Below are 23003 nucleotides of genomic sequence, written 5' to 3' on the forward strand. Positions count from 1 at the left end.
CCCCTTGATTTCGGGCTCAGTGCGGCGCATAATCAACCTATAAGTTGATCAACGGAAGGGTTGAATAGGCAGATGGCGGACGATCCGCTCAGCCTCACGTTCGCGGCGCTGGCCGATCCGACCCGCCGAGCGATCCTCGCCCGGCTGTCCGAGGGCGAGGCGACCGTCAACACACTGGCCGAACCGTTCGACATGAGCCTCCAAGCGATCTCCAAGCACCTGAAGGTCCTGGAGAGGGCCGGACTCATCACCCGGGGGCGCGACGCCCAGTGGCGGCCCTGCCGGCTGGAGACCGCCCCGCTGGAAGAGGTCAACCTCTGGGTGGACAGCTACCGGGACCGGTGGGAGGAGCGCTTCACCCGACTCGACGAGGAAATCCGCAGGATCCAGGGCAGTAAGGGAGAGAAGAACAATGAGTGATCTCAAGGTCGTCGCCGAACCCGGGCGCCAGGACATCGTCATCACCCGTACCTTCGACGCGCCGCGCGAGCTGGTCTGGCGTGCCGTCACCGACCCCGATCTCGTCGCCCGCTGGTTCGGGTTGGACTCCACCACGACAGAGGTCGACCCCACCGAGGTCCGCACCGGTACCCCGTGGCGGATCTCCGAGAAGGCTCCGGACGGTGAGGTGTACGCCTTCCACGGGGTCCACCACGACGTCCGGGCTCCGGAACGGGTCGTCCGCACCTTCGAGTTCGAGGGCGTGCCCGAACACGTGTCCCTGGAGACCCTCACGCTGGAGGAGGCCGACGGCCGCACCGAGTACCGCGCCGTCGCCCTCTTCCAGTCGGTCGAGGACCGGGACGGCATGGTCGCCTCCGGTATGGAATCGGGGCTGTCACAGTCCCTCGACAAACTCGACGAGGTTCTGCGCTCCCTGCGCTGACCCGTGGAGACGACAGGGCCCCGGGACTTCTTCGCCGCCCCGGGGTCCGGCCTGTGGACAACGCCGAACCTGTCGTCGGCTCCGGGTACTGTCGTCCCGTGGCAGATCTCCCCGACGTTCCGACCCTGCTCGGCGCAGCCGTCAAGTCCCTGGGCGGCAGTACCCGAGAGGGCCAGCAGACCATGGCCGACGCCGTCGCGGCGGCGGTCGACCGACGCGAACACCTGGTGGTCCAGGCCGGTACCGGCACCGGTAAGTCCCTGGCCTACCTCGTGCCCGCGGTCAGACACGCGATGGCGACCAAGACCCCCGTGGTGATCTCCACGGCCACCATCGCGCTCCAGAACCAGCTCATCGACCGGGACCTGCCGCGCCTTGCCGCCGCGCTGGCCCCGCTGCTGCCGCGCGAACCCACGTTCGCCGTGCTCAAGGGCCGCCGCAACTACCTGTGCCGCAACCGCATGCAGACCGCTTCCGAGGACGAGGCCGAGGGCACCGAGCTCTTCGACCCCCGACAGCTCTCCTCCCTGGGCCGCCAGGTCGCCCGGGTGCACGAGTGGGCGGAGGACACCCTCACCGGCGACCGCGACGAACTCGTTCCCGGCGTCAGCGACCTGGCCTGGCGCCAGGTCTCGGTGGGCGGCAACGAGTGCATGGGCGCCCGCGTGTGCCCCTTCGGCCAGGACTGCTTCGCCGAGTTCGCCCGGGAGGCCACCACCGGGGTGGACGTCGTGGTCACCAACCACGCGATGCTCTCCATCGACATGTCGCAGGGCTACCACATCCTGCCCGAGCACAACACGATCATGATCGACGAGGCCCACGAACTCGTCGACCGCGCCACCTCCGTGGCCACCGGAACCCTCACCGAGCGCGGCGTCACCACCGCCGCCAAACGCGCCGCCCGCCTGGTCGAGCCGGGTATCAGTGAACGGCTCACCGAGTGCGCCGACGGGTTGGCCCTGATGTTCACCGACGTTCCCGAGGGGCGCCTCGACCACATCGACGAGGGCCTCGCGGGCGCGGTGGCGGCCACCCGCGACGCGGCGGCCGCATGTGCCTCGTCGATCGGCCCCTCCCCGGGCGAGGCCGATCCGGACACCGCCAACGACCGCCGCCTCGCGTTGGCTGCGCTCACCGAGGTCCGCGAGGCGGCCGAACGGGTCCTCGAGTCCTACGAACCCGCGCTCCGCGACCGCACCGAGGTGGTGTGGCTGACCAAGGCCATGTCCCGGCCGCCCGCGCTGAACGTCGCCCCGCTCGGGGTGGGCGGTCTGCTGCGCGAGAAGCTCTTCGGCGACCGCACCGTCGTGCTGACCTCCGCCACCCTCACCCTCGGCGGGGACTTCACCGCTCTCTCCCGGCAGTGGGGGCTCGGACGCGAGGTCGTCCAGGAAGCGGCCGAGCGCGTGGCACGGTCCGACACCGCCGAACCGGCGGACCCCGCCTCGGACGCACCGGCGGCGGAGGAGACAGCCGCCGCCGGCGAGGCGGGCACGGATGACGATGACGGCCCGCACCGGGCCGCAGGGGAGCCGCGCTGGCGCGGCCTGGACGTCGGCTCACCCTTCGAACACAGTCGCACGGGCATCCTGTACGTCGCCCGGCACCTGCCCAAACCCGGCCGCGACGGGCTGTCGGAGCAGTACCTGGACGAGATCGCCGGGCTCATCGAGGCCTCCGACGGGCGCGCCCTCGGCCTGTTCTCCTCGATGCGGGCCGCCCAGCAGGCCACCGACGAACTGCGCGAACGCCTGGACCAGCCGATCCTGTGCCAGGGCGAGGACTCCACCGGCCAGCTGGTCCGCCGGTTCGCCGAGGAGGAGCGGGCCTGCCTGTTCGGCACCCTGTCCCTGTGGCAGGGCGTCGACGTGCCCGGCTCCTCGCTCCAACTGGTGATCGTGGACCGCATCCCCTTCCCGCGGCCGGACGATCCGCTGGCCTCGGCCCGGCAGCGCTCCGTCTCCGCGCACGGTGGCAACGGTTTCCTCTCGGTCTCGGCCACGCACGCCGCACTGCTGCTCGCACAGGGCACGGGTCGCCTGCTGCGCTCCACCCAAGACCGCGGGGTCATCGCGATCCTGGATCCCCGCCTGGCCACCGCGGGCTACGGCGGTTTCCTCCGGGCCTCCCTGCCGCCCTACTGGGGGACCGCCGACCCCGAGGTGGCGCGTGCGGCGCTGCGCCGTCTGGCGGAGAAGGCCGGTGCCGGGGAGAAGGAGAGCGAGTCCGCGGCCTGAAGCCGACATGACGGCGGCCGGGCCGCCCGTCAAGGGTGCCCGGCCGCTGCCGTCGTTATCCGCGTGTGCGGTAGCCGAAGAGGCGGACCGCGTACCCGGGGGAGTCGTCCTCAGGTTCCTGGATGTGCCAGCGGTCGTCGTGGTCGCCGACCAGAAGCTCGTTCCACATCATGTCGATGAGTTTGAGCCGGGACACCACCGAGGCCTCCGGATCCAGCACGATCGAGTAGGCGTGGTCGGTGAGCCGCTGGGTCACCATGCCCACCGACTGGCCGTCCCAGATCGCGGGGACGGATGCGTGGCCGATCTCGACCCCGCACAACCGGAGCTGTTCCACCTCCTCGTCGAGGGCCTCGGCGGCCAGGGCGCCGTCGAGCCGGAGCGCGTCCTCCAGCTCGTCCCGTTCCTCGTCGGTCCGCAGGTAGGCGTGGTAGGTGCGGTAGCCGCACGGGCGGCACTTGCGCCACACCACGCAGCGGGCCAGCCCGTAGGCGGACTGCGCCTCGCCGACGCTCTGGTAGTCGCTCACCTCGCGAACCATGCCGCATTCGCAACACAAGGCAGTGAGATCCTGCTTCATCGGAGTCCCCCCTCCCAGGTGAGTATGCGACGGATGGAGCCCGTTAGGGAACCCGTTCTGAGAGGAAGTCGCGGCAAGGACTCGTCATCAATGCCCAAAATGGCCGGGTGGCTGGTTTCGGACGTGCTCAACGGGTGTTCGGAGGTGTCCGAGCACACCCTTGACGGGTATCCCCCGCCCCGTCAGCCGGGGCGGGGCCGGGTCCTCTAGTCGTCCATCGAGAGACCGCGCTTGTTCCGCGCGGTCCATTCGCGCATCCGCCTCGGGTAGCCGACGATCTGGACGTCGTAAGCGGGCGCGGGGATCTTGCTCGCGACCTTGCGGATGACCTCGGGGGATCCGCATCGGCGCCGGATCCACTCGCCGTCCGTGGCCACCGCGACCGCGGTGGTCTGCGTGGCGAAGGTTTCGGGCTCGACGAAGAACTCCACGCCGACCCGGCTGTTCGCGAAGTCGATCAGTGCCTTGATGTCCGAGTCCTCTGAGGGCCGGTCGAAACGGGTCTTGCCCCTGCGGTTGGCCTTGCGGAGTCCGAAGCGGTCTCGCCATCCCATCGACGCTCATGTCCCCTTAGTGCCTCTACGTACCTGCTTCTCGCTGGTACTCCCGAGTGTATCGGCCGAGGCCGCTCCACAACCGGCCCCGGTCGCCCAAGCTGCACCGGTTTCACGCGTTTTCCGGACAGATTTGTAGTCGCGCTGCTACGTTCTGCTCACGCATGATTCGGTCAGGGGGAGAGAATATGCCGATGTGGACATGGGCGGGGGAGACAGGACGTCAGCTGCGCGCCGTGGGCCAGGAGGAACTTGCGGACGCCGTCACGGCGTTGCCTCGGCTCAGCGAGGCGGGGGACGCGGTGAAGGTGGAGGCGCTGGCCAGATCCGCGATGCGCACCGCCCGGCGTTTGGTGGCCGAGGCCGGGAACGTCGAGGCCGCCGTACCGGGGGTGTTCGGACCGCCGACACTGTTCTTCCTCGCGCACTGGCCGCTCGCCGTGCGCGTGGGGAGCCTCGGGGAAGGGGGACGGGCCCTCGAACAGGCGAGGGCCGCCGCCGAGGACGAGCCGGAACCGCACACCCACGGACCGCTCCCGGTATCCGCCCTGGAGACACTGGTCCGCTGCCACGCCAACGTCGACGCCCGGGGCAGCACGGGGCAGCGCCGCGAGCTGCTGTCCTCCCGCCGCCTGTCAGGCTGGGAGAACACACCCGCCTGGCCCGCCTTCACCCTGGCCCGGGTCCACCTCCTCATCGACGAGGAACGGCCCGACCGCGCCGAGGCGGAACTGCGCCGCTTCGAACACACCGCCACGGGCCCCGCGGTGCTCGGCGCCGACGGGATTTTCGCGCTGGTCAGGGCCCTACGGCATCAGGACAGGCACACGGACGCGCTCGATGCGCTGGACCGTCTGGAGGCCGAACTCGACTTGGGTGAGGCCAACGGCACCGGCGCCAACCCGCGCCGGACCGCGCTGCGCCGCATGATCCGCTTCGAGCGCGCCCGGCTCCTGTCGTGGCTGGCCCGCCTCGGGCTGTGTGACGCCCGCAAGGCCATCGCGCTGCTGCCCACGGTCGAGGAGGCGGAGACCTACCCGAGGCTCCGCCCAGCATGGACGGACGCGGTCGAGAACCTGGTGTGCCAGGGCAGCGTCCGCAACGACTGGCGCCTGGGCGTGCGCGTGACCACCTGGTCCCGCTACTTCGAAAGGGTGGGCGCGCAGAGGCGCGGCGCCGAGCTCGCCCTCGCGGCCACGCGACTGGCCAGCGGGAGGGGCGCCCGGTGGGTGGCCGAGTGCTCGGCCCAGCGCGCCGAGCGCCTCATCCAGGAGCTTGGCGGGGCAGAGGAGATCATCGGTGACCTGGTGGAGGTCAGGTCGATGGTGCGCGGGATGAAGCCGATCCAACCGATGGCGCCGGCCGACGGCATCCTGGACTTCCTGCGAGCTCAGCCGACCGAGGACGTCAACCCCGAAGAGCAGGCCGAGCAGGTCAACGTCGCGCTCTCCGGGCAGCCGCACGACTCCGCGCTGCTGAGCGCGCTGGGACAGGTGGGCCGGACCCTCATGCTGTCCGATGCCGCCACGGAGCCGCAGTGGCGCCACGTCCGTGAACAGCCCGGTGACCAGCGCGCGGCCCTGTCACTGCTGGAGACGCTGCTGCACGACAACGACACGGCGGGCGTACGCAACCTGGTCCGGACCCTCGCCGCCGGTGCGCTGCAGCCGGCGCCCACAGCCGTGGAACCGCTCAGGTCCATCTCCTCCTCAGGCTGAATGCCCCGGCCGCCCCGATTCAGGCCCGGGCGTTCCGTGCCCCGTCCAGCAGGGACCGTCCGGCCGGGTAGCTGAGCGCCGCCGGGGGGAGGTCGGAAGGGCGGCCACTGGCCAGGACCCGCACCCGGCCCGAGCGGTCCGCCCGGCCGACCGGGACGCTCGGGCCGGTGACCGCCTCGACCCTGCGCAGGGCCTGCGCCGCCACGGCCCCAGCGCCGGTGAACAGGCTGGCGCGCCCTCGCAGGGCCTGGATGATCTGTTCGCTGACCAGGTCGTAATGGGTGCAGCCCAGCACTACTCCGCGCACCTCGGGAGGGGTGAGGGACGCCGCGTACGCCACGGCTTCGGCGATCCGGTCGGGGTCAGCGGTCTCCACCGCCTCGGCCAGGCCCACGCACGCCACCGGGGTGACCGGGACGTCCCGGGCGAACGTCTCGACCAGCCGACGCTGGTAGGCGCTGAGGGTGGTCGCCTCGGTGGACCACACCGCGATGGGTCCGCCCGCGGCGGCCGCGGGTTTGATCGCCGGAACCGTGCCGATGACCGGGATCGCGGGTTCGAACTCGGTGCGCAGCCGGGTCAGGCTGTGCACCGACGCCGTGTTGCAGGGTACTACCACGGCGTCCAGGGAACCGTCGGACGCGTATTCCGCGGCGCGGGCCCCGGCCAGGGCCCGGTCGATGATCCGGGTCGGGGTGTGGGAACCCCAGGGCATGTGGTCCGGGTCCATGGACAGGAACAGGTCGGCGTCGGGCCGGGCCGCGCGGAGGGCGGCAGCCGTGGACAGCATGCCGATGCCGGAGTCAACGAGAGCGATGCGCACGGAACGGAATTCTATGCGGGCCCCCGGGTGACCCCGACAACACCGCAGGTAAGGAAGGTGTCGCGCCGCCGGCGCCCTTGCGGCTGCCCGTGGCGCTGTCCCCCAGTGGGTAAGACACGTACAGAAATGGGGTGGCAGGAGACCGTTACCGGTAGGTAGAACTGAGTGCATCGGCCTGCCAAGGCGCACCACAGATCCCGGACGCCCGGGGCGACCGCGTGGCACAGGGGGAACCGGCATGACTCCGAAACAGCCCGGCACGACTTCGCAGCAGCGGGACACCAGCGGTGCGGGACTCGCTGCGCACATCGCGGCGGTGCACAGGCTGAGGCAGGACTACCGGGCACTGCCCACGGGAGCGCCGGTCCGCCTGGCGAAGCCGACCTCGAACCTGTTCCGTTTCCGTGAGCCCTCGTCGGCGCCCGCCCTGGACGTATCGGCCTTCTCCGGGGTCATCTCCATCGACCCCGTCGAGCGCTTGGCCGATGTCGGTGCCATGACCACCTACGAGGAGCTGGTCGCCGCCACCCTCCCGCACGGGCTCATGCCCATGGTCGTGCCGCAGCTGCGCACCATCACCCTGGGCGGGGCAGTCACCGGCTTGGGGATCGAGTCCTCCTCGTTCCGCAACGGGTTGCCGCACGAATCGGTGCAGGAGATGGAGATCCTCACCGGCTCCGGGGACGTCGTCACCGCCACCCGGGACAACGAACACCGAGACCTGTTCCACGGCTTTCCCAACTCCTACGGAACCCTCGGATACAGCCTGCGGCTGCGCATCGAACTCGAACCCGTCGCACCCTTCGTGCACCTGCGCCACCTGAGGTTCCACGACGCCTCGGAGGCGATGGACGCACTCACGCGGATCTGCGCCGACGCCTCCCACGAGGGCCGGCCCGTGGACTTCGTGGACGGGGTGGCCTTCGGTCCCGACGAGCTGTACCTGACCGTGGCCCGCTTTACCGACCACGCCCCGTGGACCAGCGACTACACCGGCAACGACGTCTACTACCGCTCCATCCGGCGCTACGCTGGCCCCGGGCCGGGCGACTACCTCACGACCCACGACTACCTGTGGCGATGGGACACCGACTGGTTCTGGTGCTCGCGCGCCTTCGGGACCCAGAACCCTCTCGTCCGCCCGCTGTGGCCGCGTGCCCTCAAACGGTCCGACGTCTACCGCAGGCTCGTGGCCTGGGACCGGCGCACCGACTTCTCCCGGCTCCTCGCCCACTACCGGGGACGCCCCCAGCAGGAGCCGCTCATCCAGGACATCGAGGTGGGGGTCGAGCGCGGGGCCGAGTTCCTGGACTTCTTCCACGCCGAGGTCGGCATGGCTCCGCTGTGGATGTGCCCTCTCCGGCTGCGCGAGCCCCGCCGCCCGGCCCTCGCGGACGACGAGCACGTCTGGCCGCTGTACCCGCTGGAGAACGACCGCCTCTACGTGAACTTCGGGTTCTGGGGACTGGTCGACATGGTGCCCGGACAGCGCCGCGCCCACCACAACCGGGTGGTGGAGGAGGAGGTCACCCGGCTCGGCGGGCACAAGTCCCTGTACTCGGACGCGTTCTACACCGAGGACGAGTTCTGGACGCTCTACAACGGCAGTGCCTACGACGGCCTCAAAGAGACCTACGACCCGAACGGTCGGCTCCTGGACCTGTACGCCAAGTGCGTGCGCAACCGCTGAACGACCTGACAGCCGACCGACCGAGACCGCCACCCGGGCTGACACCTCCGGGACAGACACCACCACCGGGACGCGACCCGTGGGGAAGGGCCGCATCCACACAGGAGGAAGGACCAGCGCATGCGGCTTGCAGAGATCTTCGAGCGTGTCGTCGGATCTGACGCGCCGATCCGCTTCACCGCCTATGACGGAAGCTCCGCCGGTGACCCGAACAGCGACGTCACGCTGAACGTGCGCACCCCCGTAGCCGTGAACTACCTCGCCCAGTCACCCAACGCCGTGGGCCTGACCCGCGCCTACGTCACCGGTCACGTGGAACTCGAAGGCGACATGTACACCCTGCTCAGGCGAATGGCGGACTTCGCCTTCGCCCAGGGCATCAACGTGAACGCCCGGGACGCCTTCGAGATCATCCGCTCCGTCGGCTGGGTCAAGTTCGTCAACCGGGTGGCCCCGCCGCCCCAGGAGGTCCGGCGCGGCACCCTGATCGGGCGGGGACTGCGCCACTCCAAAGAGCGCGACGCCGAGGTCATCCACCATCACTACGACGTGTCCAACGAGTTCTACGAACTGGTCCTCGGCCCGTCGATGACCTACACCTGTGCGGTCTTCGACGACGAAGACGGCTCCCCGGACCGCGTCGGCGCCTTCGACGGGGCCCTGGAGAGCGCCCAGTTCCGCAAGTACGAACTGGTCTCCCGCAAGCTCGGCCTCCGGCCCGGCATGCGCTTGCTCGACGTCGGCTGCGGGTGGGGCGGCATGGTGCGCCACGCCGCCCGCGAACACGGCGTGAAGGTGATCGGGGTGACCCTCTCCAAGGAGCAGGCCGAGTGGGGAGCCAAGCGGATCGCCCAGGAAGGGCTCACCGACCTGGCCGAGATCCGCCACATGGACTACCGGGACGTGCCCGACGGCAGCTTCGACCGGATCAGCTCCATCGGCCTGACCGAGCACATCGGATCGCGCAACCTCGACCCCTACTTCAGCTCGCTCCACGACAAGCTCGTGCCCGGCGGGCGGCTGCTCAACCACTGCATCACCCGGCCCCGCAACAACCTCAAGCCCATGAACACGAAGGGATTCATCAACCGGTACGTGTTCCCCGACGGAGAGCTGGAGGGCCCCGGCCAGATCCAGACCGCCATGAACGACGCCGGTTTCGAAATCCGCCACCAGGAGAACCTGCGCGAACACTACGCCATGACCCTCCGCCACTGGGGCGCCAACCTGGAGCGCGACTGGGAAGAGGCGGTCGCGGAGGTCGGCGAGGGCACCGCGCGGGTGTGGCGGCTCTACATGGCCGGGTGCGTGCTCGGCTTCGAGCGCAACGTGGTCCAGCTCCACCAGTTCCTCGGGGTGAAACTCGACGACACCGAGTCGCAGATGCCCCTGCGGCCGGCCTTCTGACTGCGGCACGGGCCACTGGGGGTGTTCGCGTGGCGCGGACACCCCCGGCCACGCATCCCGCCTGCGCCAAGGAACGGCCCCGAGGCGGCATCATGGTGCCGTCGCACGGATCCGGCCCTCCGGATCCGCCACAGCGAGTCCGACCCGCCGGATCCGCCACACCCAGCAGCCGTGAAGGGACCAACCCCGTGTCCTCCGACGACAACGCGCCCCAGGGCGACCAGCCACCCGCGAACGAACCCCCGGACCACGTGAAGGAGACCGCGATCGCTCTCGTGAGCGCCTACGCGGACCACAACCGGGGGGAGCTCGACCGGACCATCCCCCGAGCGGCGGACGACGCCGACGACGTCCTGTCCGAACTCAAGGTGATCGCCGCCTTCCTCAGCCGCCGCGTGCAGCGGACGGGGGTGGCGTGGAAGCCCGCCGACTCCCGTGAGGCCGTGGCCCGCACCGTCGCGGAGATGCTCCCTCCGGAACTGGAGTTCGCGGTCTCCACCGCGTGGGAGGCCCACTCGGTGGGGGAGGAGGAGACCGCCGAGCGCCTCACCCGGGGCGACCCCATGGTGTTCGTGCACATGCTCGCCGCCTTCTGCGCCGCCATCGGTCTGGCCGTCTACAAGCGCGCCGAACTCGTCTCCACCCTGCGCCAGGTCACCCGTCTGGGCGACTGACCGGTCGACTGACAAGCCCCGCCGGAGCGGTGTCCCCTAACAGCTCAGACACAAGTGGCAGTGGTTTACTTCACAAGCCGTCGTTCTTTACGTAGGTTTCCTACCAACCCTCAGGGGACCTTCGAAAGGAACGGGAGGCGAGCCGATGGCCCGCAGACGAGTACACAGGTACGTACCCCTCCCCGCAGCCACACTGGCCCTAGTGCTTGCGGCGACCGCCTGCAACGGCGGTGGCGACGGCGGTGATGGCGGAGGCGACACCGACAGTCTCCAAGTGTGGATCATGGAGGGCACCAACCCGGACGCCACGGAATTCTTCGACGACGCCAACGCGGCGTTCACCGAGGAGACCGGAATCGACGTCGAAGTCGAGTTCGTGCCGTGGGCCGACGCCCAGGACAGCATCTCCACGGCCATCGCGGGCGGTACCTTCCCGGACGTCGTCGAGCTCGGCACCACGTTTACACCGGAATACGCGGACGCGGGCGCCCTGCACGACCTGTCCGGCTACATCGACGACCCCTCCTCGTACAACCAGGAGATGTACGAGATGGGCGTCATCGACGACGCCGCCTACGGTGTGCCGTGGTACGCGTCCATCCGCTCCATCATCTACCGCACGGACATCTTCGAGGAGCACGGCCACGACGTCCCGGAGAACTGGGACGAGCTGCGCGAGACCGCGATCGACCTGGCGGAGGCCGAGGAGGACATGATCGCCTTCCCGGTCCCCGGCGACGCCCAGTACTCGGTCATGCCCTGGATCTGGGGCGCCGGGGCGGATGTCGCCGTCGAGGAGGCAGACGGCACCTGGACCTCCACCATCAACAGCGAGGAGGGCCGCGCCGGGGTCGAGTTCTTCACCGGCCTGTCCATGGAGGACGACCTGTCGACGACCGGTGCGGTCAACTGGAACGAGATCGACGTCATGGAGTCGCTGTCCGACGAGGACGCCATCATGGCGATCTCCAACAGCTCCAACCCCATGGCCATCCTGGAGTCCAACCCGGACCTGGAGGGCAGGATCGGCGCCTTCACGCTCCCCGGCCAGGAGAGCGGTTACACCGACTCCTTCGCGGGCGGTTCCGTGCTGTCGGTGTTCGAGGGCTCCGGCAACGAGGAGGCCGGCTGGCAGTACGTCGAGCACCTCACCGACGATGAGTTCTCGACCCGCTGGGCCGAAGACACCGGTTTCTTCCCCGGCGGAGCGGACGAGATTGCCGAGTACGCCGCATCCGACGACGAGCTGGTCCAGCCGTTCGCCGTCCAGCTCGACGAGGCCGGGCGCGGCACTCCGGTCACCCCCGCCTGGGGCCAGGTGGAGGCCGAAGGTGTCCTCGTCGGAATGCAGCAGGACATCCTGAACGGCAACGCCACCGTGGAGGAGGCCACCGACAACGCGGCCGAGACCATCGAGAACATCCTCAACGAGGGCAGTTAGTTGCAGCTGGGTACACCCGTCCGACCGCCGTCCGGCGGGAGGAAGAGGAAAGCGCCGCTCCTGGGCATGCGGGGGCGGCGCGCTCTGCTGCCCTGGGTGCTGCTGGCCCCGCCACTCGTGGTGATCGGGCTGCTCCTGCTGTTCCCCATCGCCCGGATCGTGTGGCTGTCCTTCCGCGACTTCCACCTGCGCAACCTGGTTTCGGGCGAATCCGACTTCATCGGTTTCGACAACTACGTCACACTGCTCACAGACCCGTACCTGTGGCAGGTCGTCCTGCTCAACACGGTCGTGTTCGCATTGGTCGCGGTGGTCACGACCGTGGTCCTGGGCACGCTCGTCGCCCTGCTGCTGGCCAACCTCAAACCCGTCACCCGGGTCATCGTGGTCTCCTGCATCATGGTGGCCTGGGCGATGCCCGCGGTGAGCGGCACTTACGTATGGATCTGGATCTTCGACGTCGACCAGGGCGTCGTCGCCCAGGCCCTGCAGGCCCTCGGCGTCATCGACCCCTCCGGTTACAACTGGTTCGCCGACCGCCTCTGGTTCTACGCGATCGTCACGCTCAACATCGTGCACAGCGGCTTCCCGTTCGTGGCCGTCACCGTCCTCGCGGGCCTGCTCACGGTGCCCAAGGAGCTGCACGAGGCGGCGCGGATCGACGGTGCCGGGCCGTGGAAGCGCTTCTGGCACGTCACCTTCCCGACCCTGAAACCGGTGTTCGCGGTGGTGACGGTGCTGTCCACCATCTGGGACTTCAAGGTGTTCGCGCAGATCTACCTGATGCCCGGCGGAGACGTGGGGGGCTCACAGATGCTCAACCTGGGCGTGTGGGCCTATGTGCGGTCCTTCGGCCAGAACGACTTCGGCATGGGTTCGACCATCGCGGTCCTGCTCACGCTGCTGCTCCTGGGGATCACCATCGTGTACCTGAGGGCGCTGTTCCGAGAGGACGAGCTGAGATGACCCAACCGAACACCGGTTCCTCCGCCGCGTCCACCGCCGCCCGGTCCGCCGAGCAGCGCGCCGCTTGGGAAGCGCGGGTCCTGGCAGCCCAGCGCCGGGGCGGGGCGCTCCGCGTCGGCCGGATCATGGGCAAGGCGGCCGGGGTGAGCGCCCTCCTGTTCTTCACGCTCTTCCCCGTCTACTTCATGGTGGTCAGCGCCTTCTCGGACAGCAGGACCTCCGGGACCGGGGCGCTGCTGCCGACGGACGTCTCGTTCGAGAACTTCGTGTACGTCATGACCGAGGGCAACTTCGGCGTCTACCTGCGCAACTCGCTGGTGGTCGCCGGGATCACGGTGGCGTGCGCCTGTGTGCTGTCGATGCTCGCGGCCGTGGCGGTGGCCCGCTTCCGCTTCCGGTTCCGCACCGCGGTGCTCGTGATGATCCTCATCGTGCAGATGGTGCCCCTGGAAGCACTGGTCATCCCCCTGTTCATCCAGGTGCGCGACCTCCAGCTGCTCAACACCGTGATCGGGCTGAGCCTGGTCTACGTTGCGCTGTCCCTGCCACTGGCCGTCTGGATGATGCGCGGCTTCGTGGCTGCGGTACCCAAGGAGGTGGAGGAAGCCGCCTACATCGACGGCGCCTCCTGGCCGCAGATGTTCTGGAAAGTCCTGTTCCCGCTGGTGGCCCCGGGGCTGGTGGCCACCGCGATCTTCTCGTTCATCGTCGCGTGGAACGAGTTCGTCCTGGCGATGACCTTCATGACGCAGAGCGAGAACTACACGGTCGCTGTGGGGCTGCGCCAGTTCTTCGGCCAGTACGCCAACGACTGGGGGCACGTGATGGCCGCCTCGACGATCATCACCATCCCCGTGATGGTGTTCTTCATCCTCGTGCAGCGCTGGCTCGTCGCCGGGCTCGTGCAGGGCGCGGTGAAGGGCTGAACCGGGCCCCGCCGCGAGGCGGGCCCGGAGAAGGCGTGCACAGAGAAAAGTTAAGGCGGACAAGGGAAAAGGGGCCGGTCCTCCGGGGGGGGAGGACCGGCCCCTTCGCCATGGCCCCGAGGGGCCGACCAGGCGAGGCCGCGCTTCGGCTCAGCCGCGCAGGTCGCGCTTGAGGATCTTGCCGGTGGAGGTCATCGGCAGCTCGGTGCGGAACTCGATCTCACGCGGGTACTTGTACGCGGCCAGTTTCTCCTGGGCGAAGGCGGTGAGGTCCTCCGCCGTGGTCTGGGAGCCCTCCTCGAGGATCACGAACGCCTTGATCTCCTCGCCGTGCGTGTCGTGGGGGACACCGATGACGGCCGCCAGGCTGACGGCCTCGTGCGTCATCAGGACCTCCTCGACCTCCCGCGGGTACACGTTGAAGCCACCGCGGATGATCATGTCCTTGGAGCGGTCGATGATGAAGTAGAAGCCGTCGTCGTCGCGGCGGGCGATGTCACCGGTACGGAACCAGCCGTCCTTGATGACCTCGGCGTTGATCTCCGGGCGGTTGTGGTAGCCCTTCATGATCAGGTGGCCGCGGATCGCGATCTCGCCGACCGGGTCCTCGTCGCCCTCCTTTGCCACCGTGTTCCACTCGGGGTCGATCAGCTTCATCTCCACACCCCAGACCGGGCGGCCGATGGAACCGAGCTTGGCGCCGGTCTCGGGGTTGTTGAAGGACGCGACCGGGGACGTCTCGGACAGGCCGTAGCCCTCCTTGATACCCACGCCGAACAGCTTGGTGAAGTCCTCGGCGAGCTGGCCGGGCAGAGCCGAACCACCGGAGACGGCGTCCACCACGCTCGCCGCGATGGCCTCCAGGTCGTACTTGCCGGGCTCGGCGGACTTGACGGCGTTGAGCAGGCCCCAGTACATGGTGGGCACGCCCGCGAAGCCGGTGACACCCTCCTTCTCCATGAGCTCCAAGGCCTGGTCGCCGTCGAAACGCGGCATGAGGATCATCGTGCCGTGGCGGTAGAGGCTGGCGTTGAGCATCACCGTCTGGCCGAAGATGTGGAACAGCGGCAGCACCGTGAGCGCCACGTCGCGGCCGTCCGGGTGCGGATTCACCAGGCTGGAGGCCACGATGGCGTTCACCATCAGGTTGTTGTGGCTCAGCTCGGCGCCCTTGGGCTTACCGGTGGTGCCGCTCGTGTAGATGATGACCGCGGTGTCGTCCGCGTTGGACTGCACGGTCTCGAAGGTGCCCGGCTGGCCGTCGAGCGCGGCCCAGATGCTCTCGGCGCCGTCGATCGTGGACTCCGTGGCCCCGGCCGTGGCGGGCATGTCGATGAAGAGCTCGCAGGTTTCCACCTGGTTGAAGGCCTCGAAGGAGCGCTCACCCAGCGGGAGCTCGGGGGAGCCGGTGAAGGCGAAGAGGGCCTTCGCCCCGGAGTCCTCCAGGTGGTAGGCGATCTCGCGCGGTGTCAGGAGCACGTTGAGCGGAACGACCACGGCGCCCGCCTTGAGCGCACCGAAGTACACGAACGGGAAGTACGGCAGGTTGGGGCTGGCCAGCGCGACCCGGTCACCGGGCTTGATGCCCCGAGAGACCAGCAGGTTCGCGACCTGGTTCGCGATCATGTCGGTGATCGCGTAGTTCAGTCGAGTGTCGCCGAAGACCAAGCACTCCTTCTCCGGAACGGATCGTGCGCCGTCCTCAAGAAGCACGGACAGGTTGAACATGGGGGCCTCCCGCAGCCACGTGAATACAGACAGGTGAAACGAACCAGGTGTGACCTGGGCCGCGTGTTCTGCGCCACTTTTACGGCAGAGTAACAAACCGCGCGGTCGGTGTGGAGGGCCGAGGGGCCCCATCCTGCATCCGCGTCGCTGTCACCCGGCCACAGGCAGAGGTTCCGGGCGGGGAAAACTGGTCTTCGGCCGGGTGCCGCAGCCGCTAACCTGAAGTCAGCACACCCAGAACCGACTAAGGAAACCTCAGCGATGACAGCGGTAGACGGCGACCAGACGACGGGCGACACCTACGACGCCCGCGCCCTTCAGGACAAGTGGCAGGCGCGCTGGGCCGCCGAACTTCCGTTCGAGGCGAACGAGGATCCGGACGACACCCGGCCTCGCTCCTACATCGTCGACATGTTCTCCTACCCCTCCGGCGACCTGCACATGGGCCACGCGGAGGCGTACGCCATCGGCGACGTGATCGGCCGCTACCGCTTCCAGCGCGGCGACAACGTCCTGCACCCGGTCGGCTGGGACTCCTTCGGCCTGCCCGCCGAGAACGCGGCGATCAAGAACAACACCCACCCCCACGCGTGGACCTACGCCAACATCGAGACCCAGGCCGCCTCGATGCGCCGCTACGGCCTGGCCCTGGACTGGTCGCACCGCCTGCACACCAGCGACCCCGGGTACTACAAGTGGAACCAGTGGCTGTTCACCCGCTTCTTCGAGCGCGGCCTGGCCTACCGCAGGGACGGCCTGGTGAACTGGTGCCCCCAGGACCAGACCGTGCTGGCCAACGAGCAGGTCGTCCAGGGCAAGTGCGAGCGCTGCGGATCCGACGTCGAACGCCGCGCGCTGAACCAGTGGTACTTCAAGATCACCGACTACGCCCAGCGCCTGCTGGACGATATGGACCAGCTGGACAACGGCCGCTGGCCGGACGAGATCCTGGCCATGCAGCGCAACTGGATCGGCCGCTCCACCGGCGCCGACGTGCACTTCGAGATCGAGGGCCGCAACGAGCCGGTCACCGTCTACACGACCCGGCCGGACACCCTGTACGGGGCCACCTTCTTCGTCGTGGCCGCTGACGCCGACCTGGCCGACGAGCTGTGCGCGCCGGAGCAGCGCGAGGCCTTCGAGGCCTACCGATCCGACATCGCCAAGCTCTCCGACATCGAGCGCCAGACCACCGAGCGCCCCAAGACCGGCGTGTTCCTGGGCCGCTACGCCGTCAACCCGGTCAACGGCGAGCGCATGCCCGTCTGGGCCGCCGACTACGTCCTGGCCGGGTACGGGCACGGCGCCATCATGGCCGTGCCCGCACACGACCAGCGCGACCTGGACTTCGCCCTGGCCTTCGACCTGCCGGTCCGGACCGTGGTGGAGACCGGTGAACCCGACCCGGCCGAGACCGGCGTGGCCACCGCGGGGGAGGGCACCCTGCGGGCTTCCGGACCGCTGGACGGCCTGTCCAAGGCCGACGCCATCGACCGCATCGTCGGAATCCTGGGCGAGCGCGGCACCGGCGAGGCGACCGTGAACTTCCGCCTGCGCGACTGGCTGCTGTCCCGCCAGCGCTACTGGGGCACACCGATCCCGATCATCCACTGCCCCTCCTGCGGTGAGGTACCGGTCCCCGACGACCAGCTGCCGGTCACCCTGCCCGACCTCAAGGGCGCCGAACTGGCCCCCAAGGGCATCTCGCCGCTGGCCGCGGCCAAGGACTGGGTGAACGTCGACTGCCCCTCCTGCGGCGGTGCGGCCGAGCGCGACACCGACACCATGGACACCTTCGTCGACTCGTCCTGGTACTTCCTGCGCTACGTCTCCGCGCACCTGGACACCGCGCCCTTCGACACCGAGGCCGTCAACAAGTGGGGCCCCGTCGACCACTACATCGGCGGTAAGGAACACGCGACCCTGCACCTGATGTACGCGCGGTTCTTCACCAAGGTCCTGTACGACATGGGCATGGTGAACTTCACCGAGCCCTTCCGCCGCCTGACCAACCAGGGCCAGGTCATCAACCAGGGCAGGGCGATGTCCAAGTCGCTGGGCAACGGCGTCGACCTGGGCGACGAGATCGACCTCTACGGGGTGGACGCGGTCCGGCTGACCATGCTGTTCGCCTCCCCGCCCGAGGAGGACGTGGACTGGGCCGACGTGTCCGTCGTCGCCGCGAGCAAGTTCCTCAACCGTGCCTACCGGGTGATGGGCGAGGCCGGGGCGGCCAGCGCACCCGGGATCGACTTCGCCGAGGGCGACACCGAGTTGCGCAGCTTCACCCACCGCATGATCGACCAGATCACCGGCCTGGTCGAGGACCGCCGCTTCAACGTCGCCATCGCGCGCTGCATGGAGCTGGTCTCGGCCACCCGCAAGGCGATCGACTCCGGGCCCGGCGCCGCCGATCCGGCGGTCCGCGAGGCCGCCGAGTTCGTGGCCGTCGCCCTGTCCCTCTTCGCGCCCTACGTCGCCGAAGAGGGCTGGGAGAAGCTGGGCCACACCGGTACGGTCGCCGTGGGCAACTGGCCCGAGGCCGACCCGGCCCTGCTGGTCCAGGAGTCCGTGACCTGCGTGGTCCAGGTGCAGAGCAAGGTCCGCGACAAGCTGTCCGTCGCGCCCGACATCGACCCCGACGAATTGGAGCGGCTGGCCCTGGCCTCGGAGAAGGCACAGAACTTCATCGCCGGCAAGACGGTCCGCAAGGTCGTGGTCCGGGCACCCAAGCTGGTGAACATCGTCGTCGGCTGACCCGCCGCGCGGGGCGGTGGTCGCGAGGGCGGCCGTCGCCCCCTTACTGTGGCGTGACAACGGACTGGGAGGCGGTGGCCGGGTGGGCTCTGCGACGGGCGGTGAACCCCGCCCCTGGACGCGAGCGGTGATCATCGGCGCGGGTGCTGTGGTGCTCTCCGGCGCGGCCATCGGCGGTGGTCTCTGGTTCGCCGGGGACGACCCCGACGAACCCCACAGCGGTGACGTCCACACCGCTGCACCCGTGTGCGGGGAGGTACCCGAGGAAGCCGTCGCCGAAGCCGTACCCGAGGCGGTCCTTGAGTCGACCGGGAACGGGCCTCTGGCTGGCGGAGAGAACACCGCCTGCGTGTGGACCTCGGCGGGGCAGGACGACGGCGTACAGGGCGTCCTGCGCGTGGACCTGTCCGCGCGCTTCACCGACCCCTCCGCCGAACCCGCCGTCACCGGTGACGCATCCGCCGCCGAGGCCCGGGGCGCGGTGGTTCCCCCGCGCGGTGAACCCGTCGACCCCGACGCCGGGATCGACGGCGAGGTCTGGCGCGGCCAGGTCCCCGGTGCCGCCGAGCTCGCCTTCCACACCGACAACCTGGTGGTCCGCGTCTCCTACTCGGGCGTCTCCGGCGGAGACCCCGTGCCCTTCGAGGAGGCCCGTGACACCACCGTGGCCTTCGCTGGCCGACTCGGGGAGGCACTGTGACCGCACCACCGCCGGACGGGACCGAACCCACGCCACCGCACGGCGCTTCGCCTCCGCACGGCGCCACTCCACAGGCCGGGGCCGCACCGCGGACCGACGACCCCGGCGCCACACCGCCGCAGAGCCGCGGGCTCGCCATCACCCTCCTGATCATCCTGCTGGTGGTGGCGCTGGGCCTGGCCGCGTGGCTCGCCTGGTACCTCCTGGCCAACGGGGTGGAGCGCGGCGACTTCGAAGCCGCACCCGAGTGCGACATCGGGGAGACCGAAACCCTCGAGGAGCTCGTGCCCGGCTATGAGGCGGAGATCGAGGAGACCATCGGCACCGTCCAGGACACCTTCGGGGAGGGCTGGCAGTGCCGCTGGGCCACCCCGGAAGGATCGGGTGACTCGGTCCCCGCGGCCGCCACCCTCGTACTGGTGGCCGCACCCGTGGAGGGCGGCGAAGAGACCGCCGCCGACACCCTGCACGACACCGCCGACGGCAACGGATCCGAACCCGTCGAAGGGCTGGGCGACGAGGCCCTGAGCTGGGTCGAGGAAGGCACCTTCGAGGTGGGCTGCGTCGGCACCCGGGTCTCCAACCTGTACGTGGAGTCCTGCTACACGGCCGCCACCGACTACGACGCGGTCGGCTCGGTGGACGGCGACGTCGCAGCCGGGGAAGCGCAGCGCCTCGCAGAGGCCGTCGTCGACGAGCTGCCCGAGTCAGAGTAGGACCGATCGGGCCGGAGCCACGCCGGGCCTACCGAGGGTCTACCAGAGGCCGTCGACGAAGTCCTCCACGGCCGGGGCGACCTCCGGCGAAAAGGCGCGGTCGGCGTCCAGCGCGGCCGCACCCGGGGAGTCGTCGTACTCGCGCAGGACGTGGTCCACCCCGGCCAGGTCCACCCGCTCGGCGCCGTCGAAGCCCTCCATGAGCCGATCGATCTCCGCACGGTTGACCTGGGCGTCCTCGTCACCCCACAGGACCAGCACCGGGGTGCCCCCCGGGAGCCCTTCGGCGAGCTCCGGCGGGTCGAAGTCGTCGATCCAGGCGAGGAATTCCTCGCTCTCGGAGCTGAAGAGCCCGGTCCCGTCCTCCTCGGGCAGATCCTCACCGGCGCGGATCGCGGCCCGGGCCGCCCGGGAGTCGGAGAGCATCGCGACGGCGTCCGCCTCCTCGAGCCCGCCCTGGGCCTCACCCATGCGGACCTGCTCGGCGACCTGGCGGTCGATGAGGTCCAACATGCGGGTGCCCGGAGGGGCAGCCAGTACCAGTGCGGGATCAGCGTCCAAGAGGTCGTGGGCGCGCAGCGCGAACAGCGCACCCTCGCTGTGTCCCAGGACGACGGTGCGCTCAGGGTCGACCTCGGGCTGGGAGAGCAGCTCCTGGTAGGCAGCGACCATCTGCTCGTCGAAGACGAGCGGATCCACCGCGCCCTCCATGGCCGCCTGTTGGGACTCGTCCATGTCCGCCTCGTCGCCGCTGCCCAACTTGTCGTAGCGCAGCGTGGCCACCCCGGCGCCGGTGAGGACACGGGAGAGGTTGAGGTTGGTGTCGGCCTCGGGACGTTCCGGACCGTTGCCGTCCCGGTCGGTGGGCCCGCTGCCGGAGATGATGAGCGCCCCGGGGACGGTGCCGTCCCGGCCCTCCGCGGGGGAGGTGAAGGTACCGGGGACGGTGAGCCCGGCGCCCTCGAAGGAGACCTCGCGCTCGTCCCCGGCCGCGCCGGGCAGTTCCGGACCGTCCTCCGTGGGCATGCAGGCCGTGGCGAACAGCGTCGCGGCGGCCACGGCCGCGGACAGGAGGACGCGGGGCGCGGGCAGGAGTGAGCGGGCGCGGCCGCTGGTGCACGGTGGGCGGTGCGCGGAGGCGGTGGCAGGTGTCGACACGCCTTTCAGCGTATCGGCCCGCCGACCGCCCCCGTCGCTCACGTGCTGGCGGCGGGGCACCGCCCCCGCCGCACGGTCGGGGCTCAGACCCGGCGCATCACGGTGACGACCTTGCCGAGGATGGTCGCGTCGTCGCCGCTGATCGGTTCGTAGGCCTCGTTGCGGGGCATCAGCCAGGCGTGCCCGTCCTTGTCGCGGTGCAGCACCTTCACGGTCGCCTCGTCATCCAGCAGCGCCGCCACGATGTCGCCGTTCTCCGCGTCCTGCTGCTGGCGGATCACCACCATGTCACCGTCGGTGATGGCGGCGTCGATCATGGAGTCACCGACCACGGTGAGCATGAACAGGCGCCCCTCGCCGACGAGCTGGCGGGGCAGGGCGAGCACGTCCTCGACTGCCTCCTCGGCCAGGATCGGCCCACCGGCGGCGATCCGGCCGACCAGCGGCACCGAGGCCGCGCGGGTGGACTCAGCGGTGAGCTCCTCCGGGGTAAGGGACTGCCCGGTATCGCGGCCGGGCCTGCGCAGCTCGACGGCGCGCGGCCGGTTCTGGTCCCGGTGCAGGTAGCCCTTGCGCTGGAGGACCTTGAGCTGGTGCGCCACGCTGGACGGGCTGGACAGGCCGACCGTGTCACCGATCTCCCGGATGGACGGCGGATAGCCCCGCTCCCGGACGTACCGCTGAATGCAGTTGAGAACGCTCTGCTGGCGCGCGGTGAGTTTGGGGGAGTCGGGCGTGTCAGTGCCCGTGCCACCCACGGGCGAAAGAACAGTGGTGGGTCCGGAGCCGACGGCTCCGGGATTCTCCTCCGGCACGGCCGGGCCTCCTCGGCATTCGGTTCGGTCAGGGCCTGCAAGCGTGGCCAGTGCCGACCCGCGACCGCGCCGACCTGGTGGTCCACGGGGTGGCGAATCCGGCGTTAAGTCAAGCTCAACATTAGTCGTTGCACACGGTGATATCAAACAAGCGTTCGAGCGTCCGCAGGGTATTGCCGAGGATTTCCGATCCCCGTTTCCGGCGGGTCCCGCTTATGTGTGTACACGTGTTCACCCGTCGTTGTCTCCCGAATGGCACAAGAGGATCCGGCTCGATCTTCAGGGAAGTGTGCTCCGGCCGGTCGCCGGCCGGTATGGGGTTCGTCTCGCGTCCGCGTCCTGAGGGTGCCGATGCCGGAAAGGCCCATGTGGGGCGGGGTCCGGTCGATGCCGCGGGTGTGGTGTCCGGAAGGCCAGGTGCCCCAGCCCTCTATCCTTGGAGGCGGCTCCCAGTGCCGAAAGCCTCCGAGCCCCGTCTTCCCGTGTCCCGATCGCGGCCCGTCGGTCGCGGTGCCGTGTCGTGTGCGGAACGCGCCGCGGGGAAGGTTGCGGCACACGCCGCAGGGGTCATAAGTTCGACCACAACATCTGGTGTTGCCCATGGGGTAGCAGGCCAGAAGTTGTGGTTTAGTAGAGTCACGGGTTGTTGTTCGGGTAGAGGGAAGCAGGTGAACCGGGATGCACTGTCCGTTCTGCCGCCATCCGGACACCCGGGTGATCGACAGCAGATCCACCGATGACGGCGCGGCCATCCGGCGTCGGCGGTCCTGCCCGGTCTGCGAGCGCCGGTTCACCACACAGGAGACCGTCCTGCTGATGGTCGCCAAGCGCTCCGGAGTCACCGAACCCTTCAGCCGTACCAAGATCATCGCCGGGGTGCGCCGAGCCTGCCAGGGCCGCCCGGTCTCCGAGGACGCCCTCGCCAAACTCGGCCAGAAGGTCGAGGAGGAGATCCGGGGCCGGGGCGTGGCCGAGGTGCCCGCCAACGAGATCGGCCTCGCCATCCTCGGCCCGATGCGCGACCTGGACGAAGTCGCCTACCTGCACTTCGCCAGCGTCTACCGGGGCTTCGAGAGCCTGGCCGACTTCGAGTCCGAGATCGCCAGCCTGCGCCAGGACCGCGAGGACGAGGAGACTCCCGCGGTCGACACGACTTCCACCGGGTAGCGCCCCCGCGCGTCGAGCGCGCCGCCGGGACCAGCCGCCCCAGGGTGGTCTGACACG

General features: G+C 69.6%; 20 protein-coding genes. 14 read left to right on the forward strand and 6 right to left on the reverse strand.

Features of this window, described 5'->3' with window-relative positions:
- Positions 1 to 72: 72 nt before the first annotated feature.
- From ACYVD1_RS00580 to ACYVD1_RS00590, 3 genes are all read left to right on the forward strand, one after another.
- Positions 73 to 420 carry an ArsR/SmtB family transcription factor gene (locus ACYVD1_RS00580; protein WP_460765903.1) on the forward strand — a complete coding sequence of 116 codons (348 nt, stop codon included), beginning with the start codon at positions 73 to 75 and terminating at the stop codon, positions 418 to 420.
- Complete coding sequence (locus ACYVD1_RS00585; protein WP_460765906.1) at positions 413 to 886, forward strand: SRPBCC family protein; 474 nt, start codon at positions 413 to 415, stop codon at positions 884 to 886. Before ACYVD1_RS00580 ends, ACYVD1_RS00585 begins: the two co-directional genes overlap by 8 nt.
- A 98-nt stretch (positions 887 to 984) precedes the next feature.
- Positions 985 to 3126: an ATP-dependent DNA helicase gene (locus tag ACYVD1_RS00590; RefSeq protein WP_460765909.1), complete on the forward strand. Its 2142-nt coding sequence runs from the start codon at positions 985 to 987 to the stop codon at positions 3124 to 3126.
- A gap of 55 nt (positions 3127 to 3181) precedes the next feature.
- On the opposite strand, the gene ACYVD1_RS00595 is transcribed toward ACYVD1_RS00590, so the two are convergent.
- Positions 3182 to 3706: a DUF6315 family protein gene (locus ACYVD1_RS00595; RefSeq protein WP_460755565.1), complete on the reverse strand. Its 525-nt coding sequence runs from the start codon at positions 3704 to 3706 to the stop codon at positions 3182 to 3184.
- 206 nt (positions 3707 to 3912) lie between these two features.
- Entirely contained in the window at positions 3913 to 4260 is a 348-nt protein-coding gene (locus ACYVD1_RS00600) for a hypothetical protein (RefSeq protein WP_460755561.1), read from the reverse strand.
- A gap of 188 nt (positions 4261 to 4448) precedes the next feature.
- Here ACYVD1_RS00600 and ACYVD1_RS00605 point away from each other — a divergent pair, with 188 nt between their 5' ends.
- On the forward strand, positions 4449 to 5978 hold the full coding sequence (locus tag ACYVD1_RS00605) for a hypothetical protein (RefSeq protein ID WP_460765912.1): 1530 nt from the start codon (positions 4449 to 4451) through the stop codon (positions 5976 to 5978).
- Positions 5979 to 5997: 19 nt separating this feature from the next.
- On the opposite strand, the gene ACYVD1_RS00610 is transcribed toward ACYVD1_RS00605, so the two are convergent.
- Positions 5998 to 6801 (reverse strand): glutamate racemase, encoded by an 804-nt coding sequence (locus tag ACYVD1_RS00610; RefSeq protein ID WP_460765915.1) that lies wholly within the window; start codon positions 6799 to 6801, stop codon positions 5998 to 6000.
- Positions 6802 to 7039: 238 nt separating this feature from the next.
- Between ACYVD1_RS00610 and ACYVD1_RS00615 the strand changes: the two genes are divergently transcribed.
- The 6 genes from ACYVD1_RS00615 to ACYVD1_RS00640 all read left to right on the forward strand — a co-directional run bounded on the left by ACYVD1_RS00615 (position 7040) and on the right by ACYVD1_RS00640 (position 13905).
- Positions 7040 to 8491 (forward strand): FAD-binding oxidoreductase, encoded by a 1452-nt coding sequence (locus ACYVD1_RS00615; RefSeq protein WP_460765918.1) that lies wholly within the window; start codon positions 7040 to 7042, stop codon positions 8489 to 8491.
- A gap of 120 nt (positions 8492 to 8611) precedes the next feature.
- Positions 8612 to 9898: a class I SAM-dependent methyltransferase gene (locus ACYVD1_RS00620; RefSeq protein ID WP_460765921.1), complete on the forward strand. Its 1287-nt coding sequence runs from the start codon at positions 8612 to 8614 to the stop codon at positions 9896 to 9898.
- A gap of 188 nt (positions 9899 to 10086) precedes the next feature.
- Complete coding sequence (locus ACYVD1_RS00625) at positions 10087 to 10572, forward strand: hypothetical protein (RefSeq protein WP_460765924.1); 486 nt, start codon at positions 10087 to 10089, stop codon at positions 10570 to 10572.
- A gap of 145 nt (positions 10573 to 10717) precedes the next feature.
- Entirely contained in the window at positions 10718 to 12013 is a 1296-nt protein-coding gene (locus tag ACYVD1_RS00630) for a sugar ABC transporter substrate-binding protein (protein WP_460765927.1), read from the forward strand.
- A gap of 66 nt (positions 12014 to 12079) precedes the next feature.
- Positions 12080 to 12979 (forward strand): carbohydrate ABC transporter permease, encoded by a 900-nt coding sequence (locus ACYVD1_RS00635; RefSeq protein ID WP_460765930.1) that lies wholly within the window; start codon positions 12080 to 12082, stop codon positions 12977 to 12979.
- 125 nt (positions 12980 to 13104) lie between these two features.
- Positions 13105 to 13905, forward strand: coding sequence for a carbohydrate ABC transporter permease (locus ACYVD1_RS00640; protein WP_460766150.1), 801 nt, complete (start codon positions 13105 to 13107; stop codon positions 13903 to 13905).
- Positions 13906 to 14055: 150 nt separating this feature from the next.
- Here ACYVD1_RS00640 and ACYVD1_RS00645 read toward each other — a convergent pair whose 3' ends face one another.
- Complete coding sequence (locus tag ACYVD1_RS00645) at positions 14056 to 15633, reverse strand: long-chain-fatty-acid--CoA ligase (RefSeq protein ID WP_460765933.1); 1578 nt, start codon at positions 15631 to 15633, stop codon at positions 14056 to 14058.
- Between the two features lie 261 nt (positions 15634 to 15894).
- Between ACYVD1_RS00645 and leuS the strand changes: the two genes are divergently transcribed.
- From leuS to ACYVD1_RS00660, 3 genes are all read left to right on the forward strand, one after another.
- Positions 15895 to 18390, forward strand: a complete 2496-nt coding sequence (gene leuS / locus ACYVD1_RS00650; RefSeq protein WP_460765937.1) for a leucine--tRNA ligase — start codon at positions 15895 to 15897, stop codon at positions 18388 to 18390.
- An 82-nt stretch (positions 18391 to 18472) separates the two neighbouring features.
- Entirely contained in the window at positions 18473 to 19090 is a 618-nt protein-coding gene (locus ACYVD1_RS00655; RefSeq protein ID WP_460765940.1) for a hypothetical protein, read from the forward strand.
- Positions 19087 to 19806, forward strand: a complete 720-nt coding sequence (locus tag ACYVD1_RS00660; RefSeq protein WP_460765943.1) for a hypothetical protein — start codon at positions 19087 to 19089, stop codon at positions 19804 to 19806. Before ACYVD1_RS00655 ends, ACYVD1_RS00660 begins: the two co-directional genes overlap by 4 nt.
- A gap of 39 nt (positions 19807 to 19845) precedes the next feature.
- On the opposite strand, the gene ACYVD1_RS00665 is transcribed toward ACYVD1_RS00660, so the two are convergent.
- On the reverse strand, positions 19846 to 20964 hold the full coding sequence (locus ACYVD1_RS00665; RefSeq protein ID WP_460765946.1) for an alpha/beta hydrolase family protein: 1119 nt from the start codon (positions 20962 to 20964) through the stop codon (positions 19846 to 19848).
- An 83-nt stretch (positions 20965 to 21047) separates the two neighbouring features.
- The gene (lexA, locus tag ACYVD1_RS00670; protein WP_460765949.1) at positions 21048 to 21779 is read right to left on the reverse strand and encodes a transcriptional repressor LexA; all 732 of its coding nucleotides are present in this window, start codon (positions 21777 to 21779) and stop codon (positions 21048 to 21050) included.
- A gap of 678 nt (positions 21780 to 22457) precedes the next feature.
- Between lexA and nrdR the strand changes: the two genes are divergently transcribed.
- Positions 22458 to 22946, forward strand: a complete 489-nt coding sequence (nrdR, locus tag ACYVD1_RS00675; protein WP_460765953.1) for a transcriptional regulator NrdR — start codon at positions 22458 to 22460, stop codon at positions 22944 to 22946.
- Positions 22947 to 23003 lie beyond the last annotated feature (57 nt).

This window comes from Nocardiopsis nanhaiensis, from assembly GCF_054778635.1.

What these genes read in the sequence shown, in the direction of transcription:
- ACYVD1_RS00620 (WP_460765921.1), top strand. Translation starts at nt 8,612, where the DNA reads ATGCGGCTTGCAGAGATCTTCGAGCGTGTCGTCGGATCTGACGCGCCG.
- ACYVD1_RS00635 (WP_460765930.1), top strand. Translation starts at nt 12,080, where the DNA reads ATGCGGGGGCGGCGCGCTCTGCTGCCCTGGGTGCTGCTGGCCCCGCCA.
- ACYVD1_RS00600 (WP_460755561.1), bottom strand. Translation starts at nt 4,260, where the DNA reads ATGGGATGGCGAGACCGCTTCGGACTCCGCAAGGCCAACCGCAGGGGC.
- ACYVD1_RS00615 (WP_460765918.1), top strand. Translation starts at nt 7,040, where the DNA reads ATGACTCCGAAACAGCCCGGCACGACTTCGCAGCAGCGGGACACCAGC.
- ACYVD1_RS00585 (WP_460765906.1), top strand. Translation starts at nt 413, where the DNA reads ATGAGTGATCTCAAGGTCGTCGCCGAACCCGGGCGCCAGGACATCGTC.
- ACYVD1_RS00580 (WP_460765903.1), top strand. Translation starts at nt 73, where the DNA reads ATGGCGGACGATCCGCTCAGCCTCACGTTCGCGGCGCTGGCCGATCCG.
- leuS (WP_460765937.1), top strand. Translation starts at nt 15,895, where the DNA reads ATGACAGCGGTAGACGGCGACCAGACGACGGGCGACACCTACGACGCC.
- ACYVD1_RS00595 (WP_460755565.1), bottom strand. Translation starts at nt 3,706, where the DNA reads ATGAAGCAGGATCTCACTGCCTTGTGTTGCGAATGCGGCATGGTTCGC.
- ACYVD1_RS00640 (WP_460766150.1), top strand. Translation starts at nt 13,105, where the DNA reads ATGGGCAAGGCGGCCGGGGTGAGCGCCCTCCTGTTCTTCACGCTCTTC.
- ACYVD1_RS00630 (WP_460765927.1), top strand. Translation starts at nt 10,718, where the DNA reads ATGGCCCGCAGACGAGTACACAGGTACGTACCCCTCCCCGCAGCCACA.
- nrdR (WP_460765953.1), top strand. Translation starts at nt 22,458, where the DNA reads ATGCACTGTCCGTTCTGCCGCCATCCGGACACCCGGGTGATCGACAGC.
- ACYVD1_RS00645 (WP_460765933.1), bottom strand. Translation starts at nt 15,633, where the DNA reads ATGTTCAACCTGTCCGTGCTTCTTGAGGACGGCGCACGATCCGTTCCG.
- ACYVD1_RS00605 (WP_460765912.1), top strand. Translation starts at nt 4,449, where the DNA reads ATGCCGATGTGGACATGGGCGGGGGAGACAGGACGTCAGCTGCGCGCC.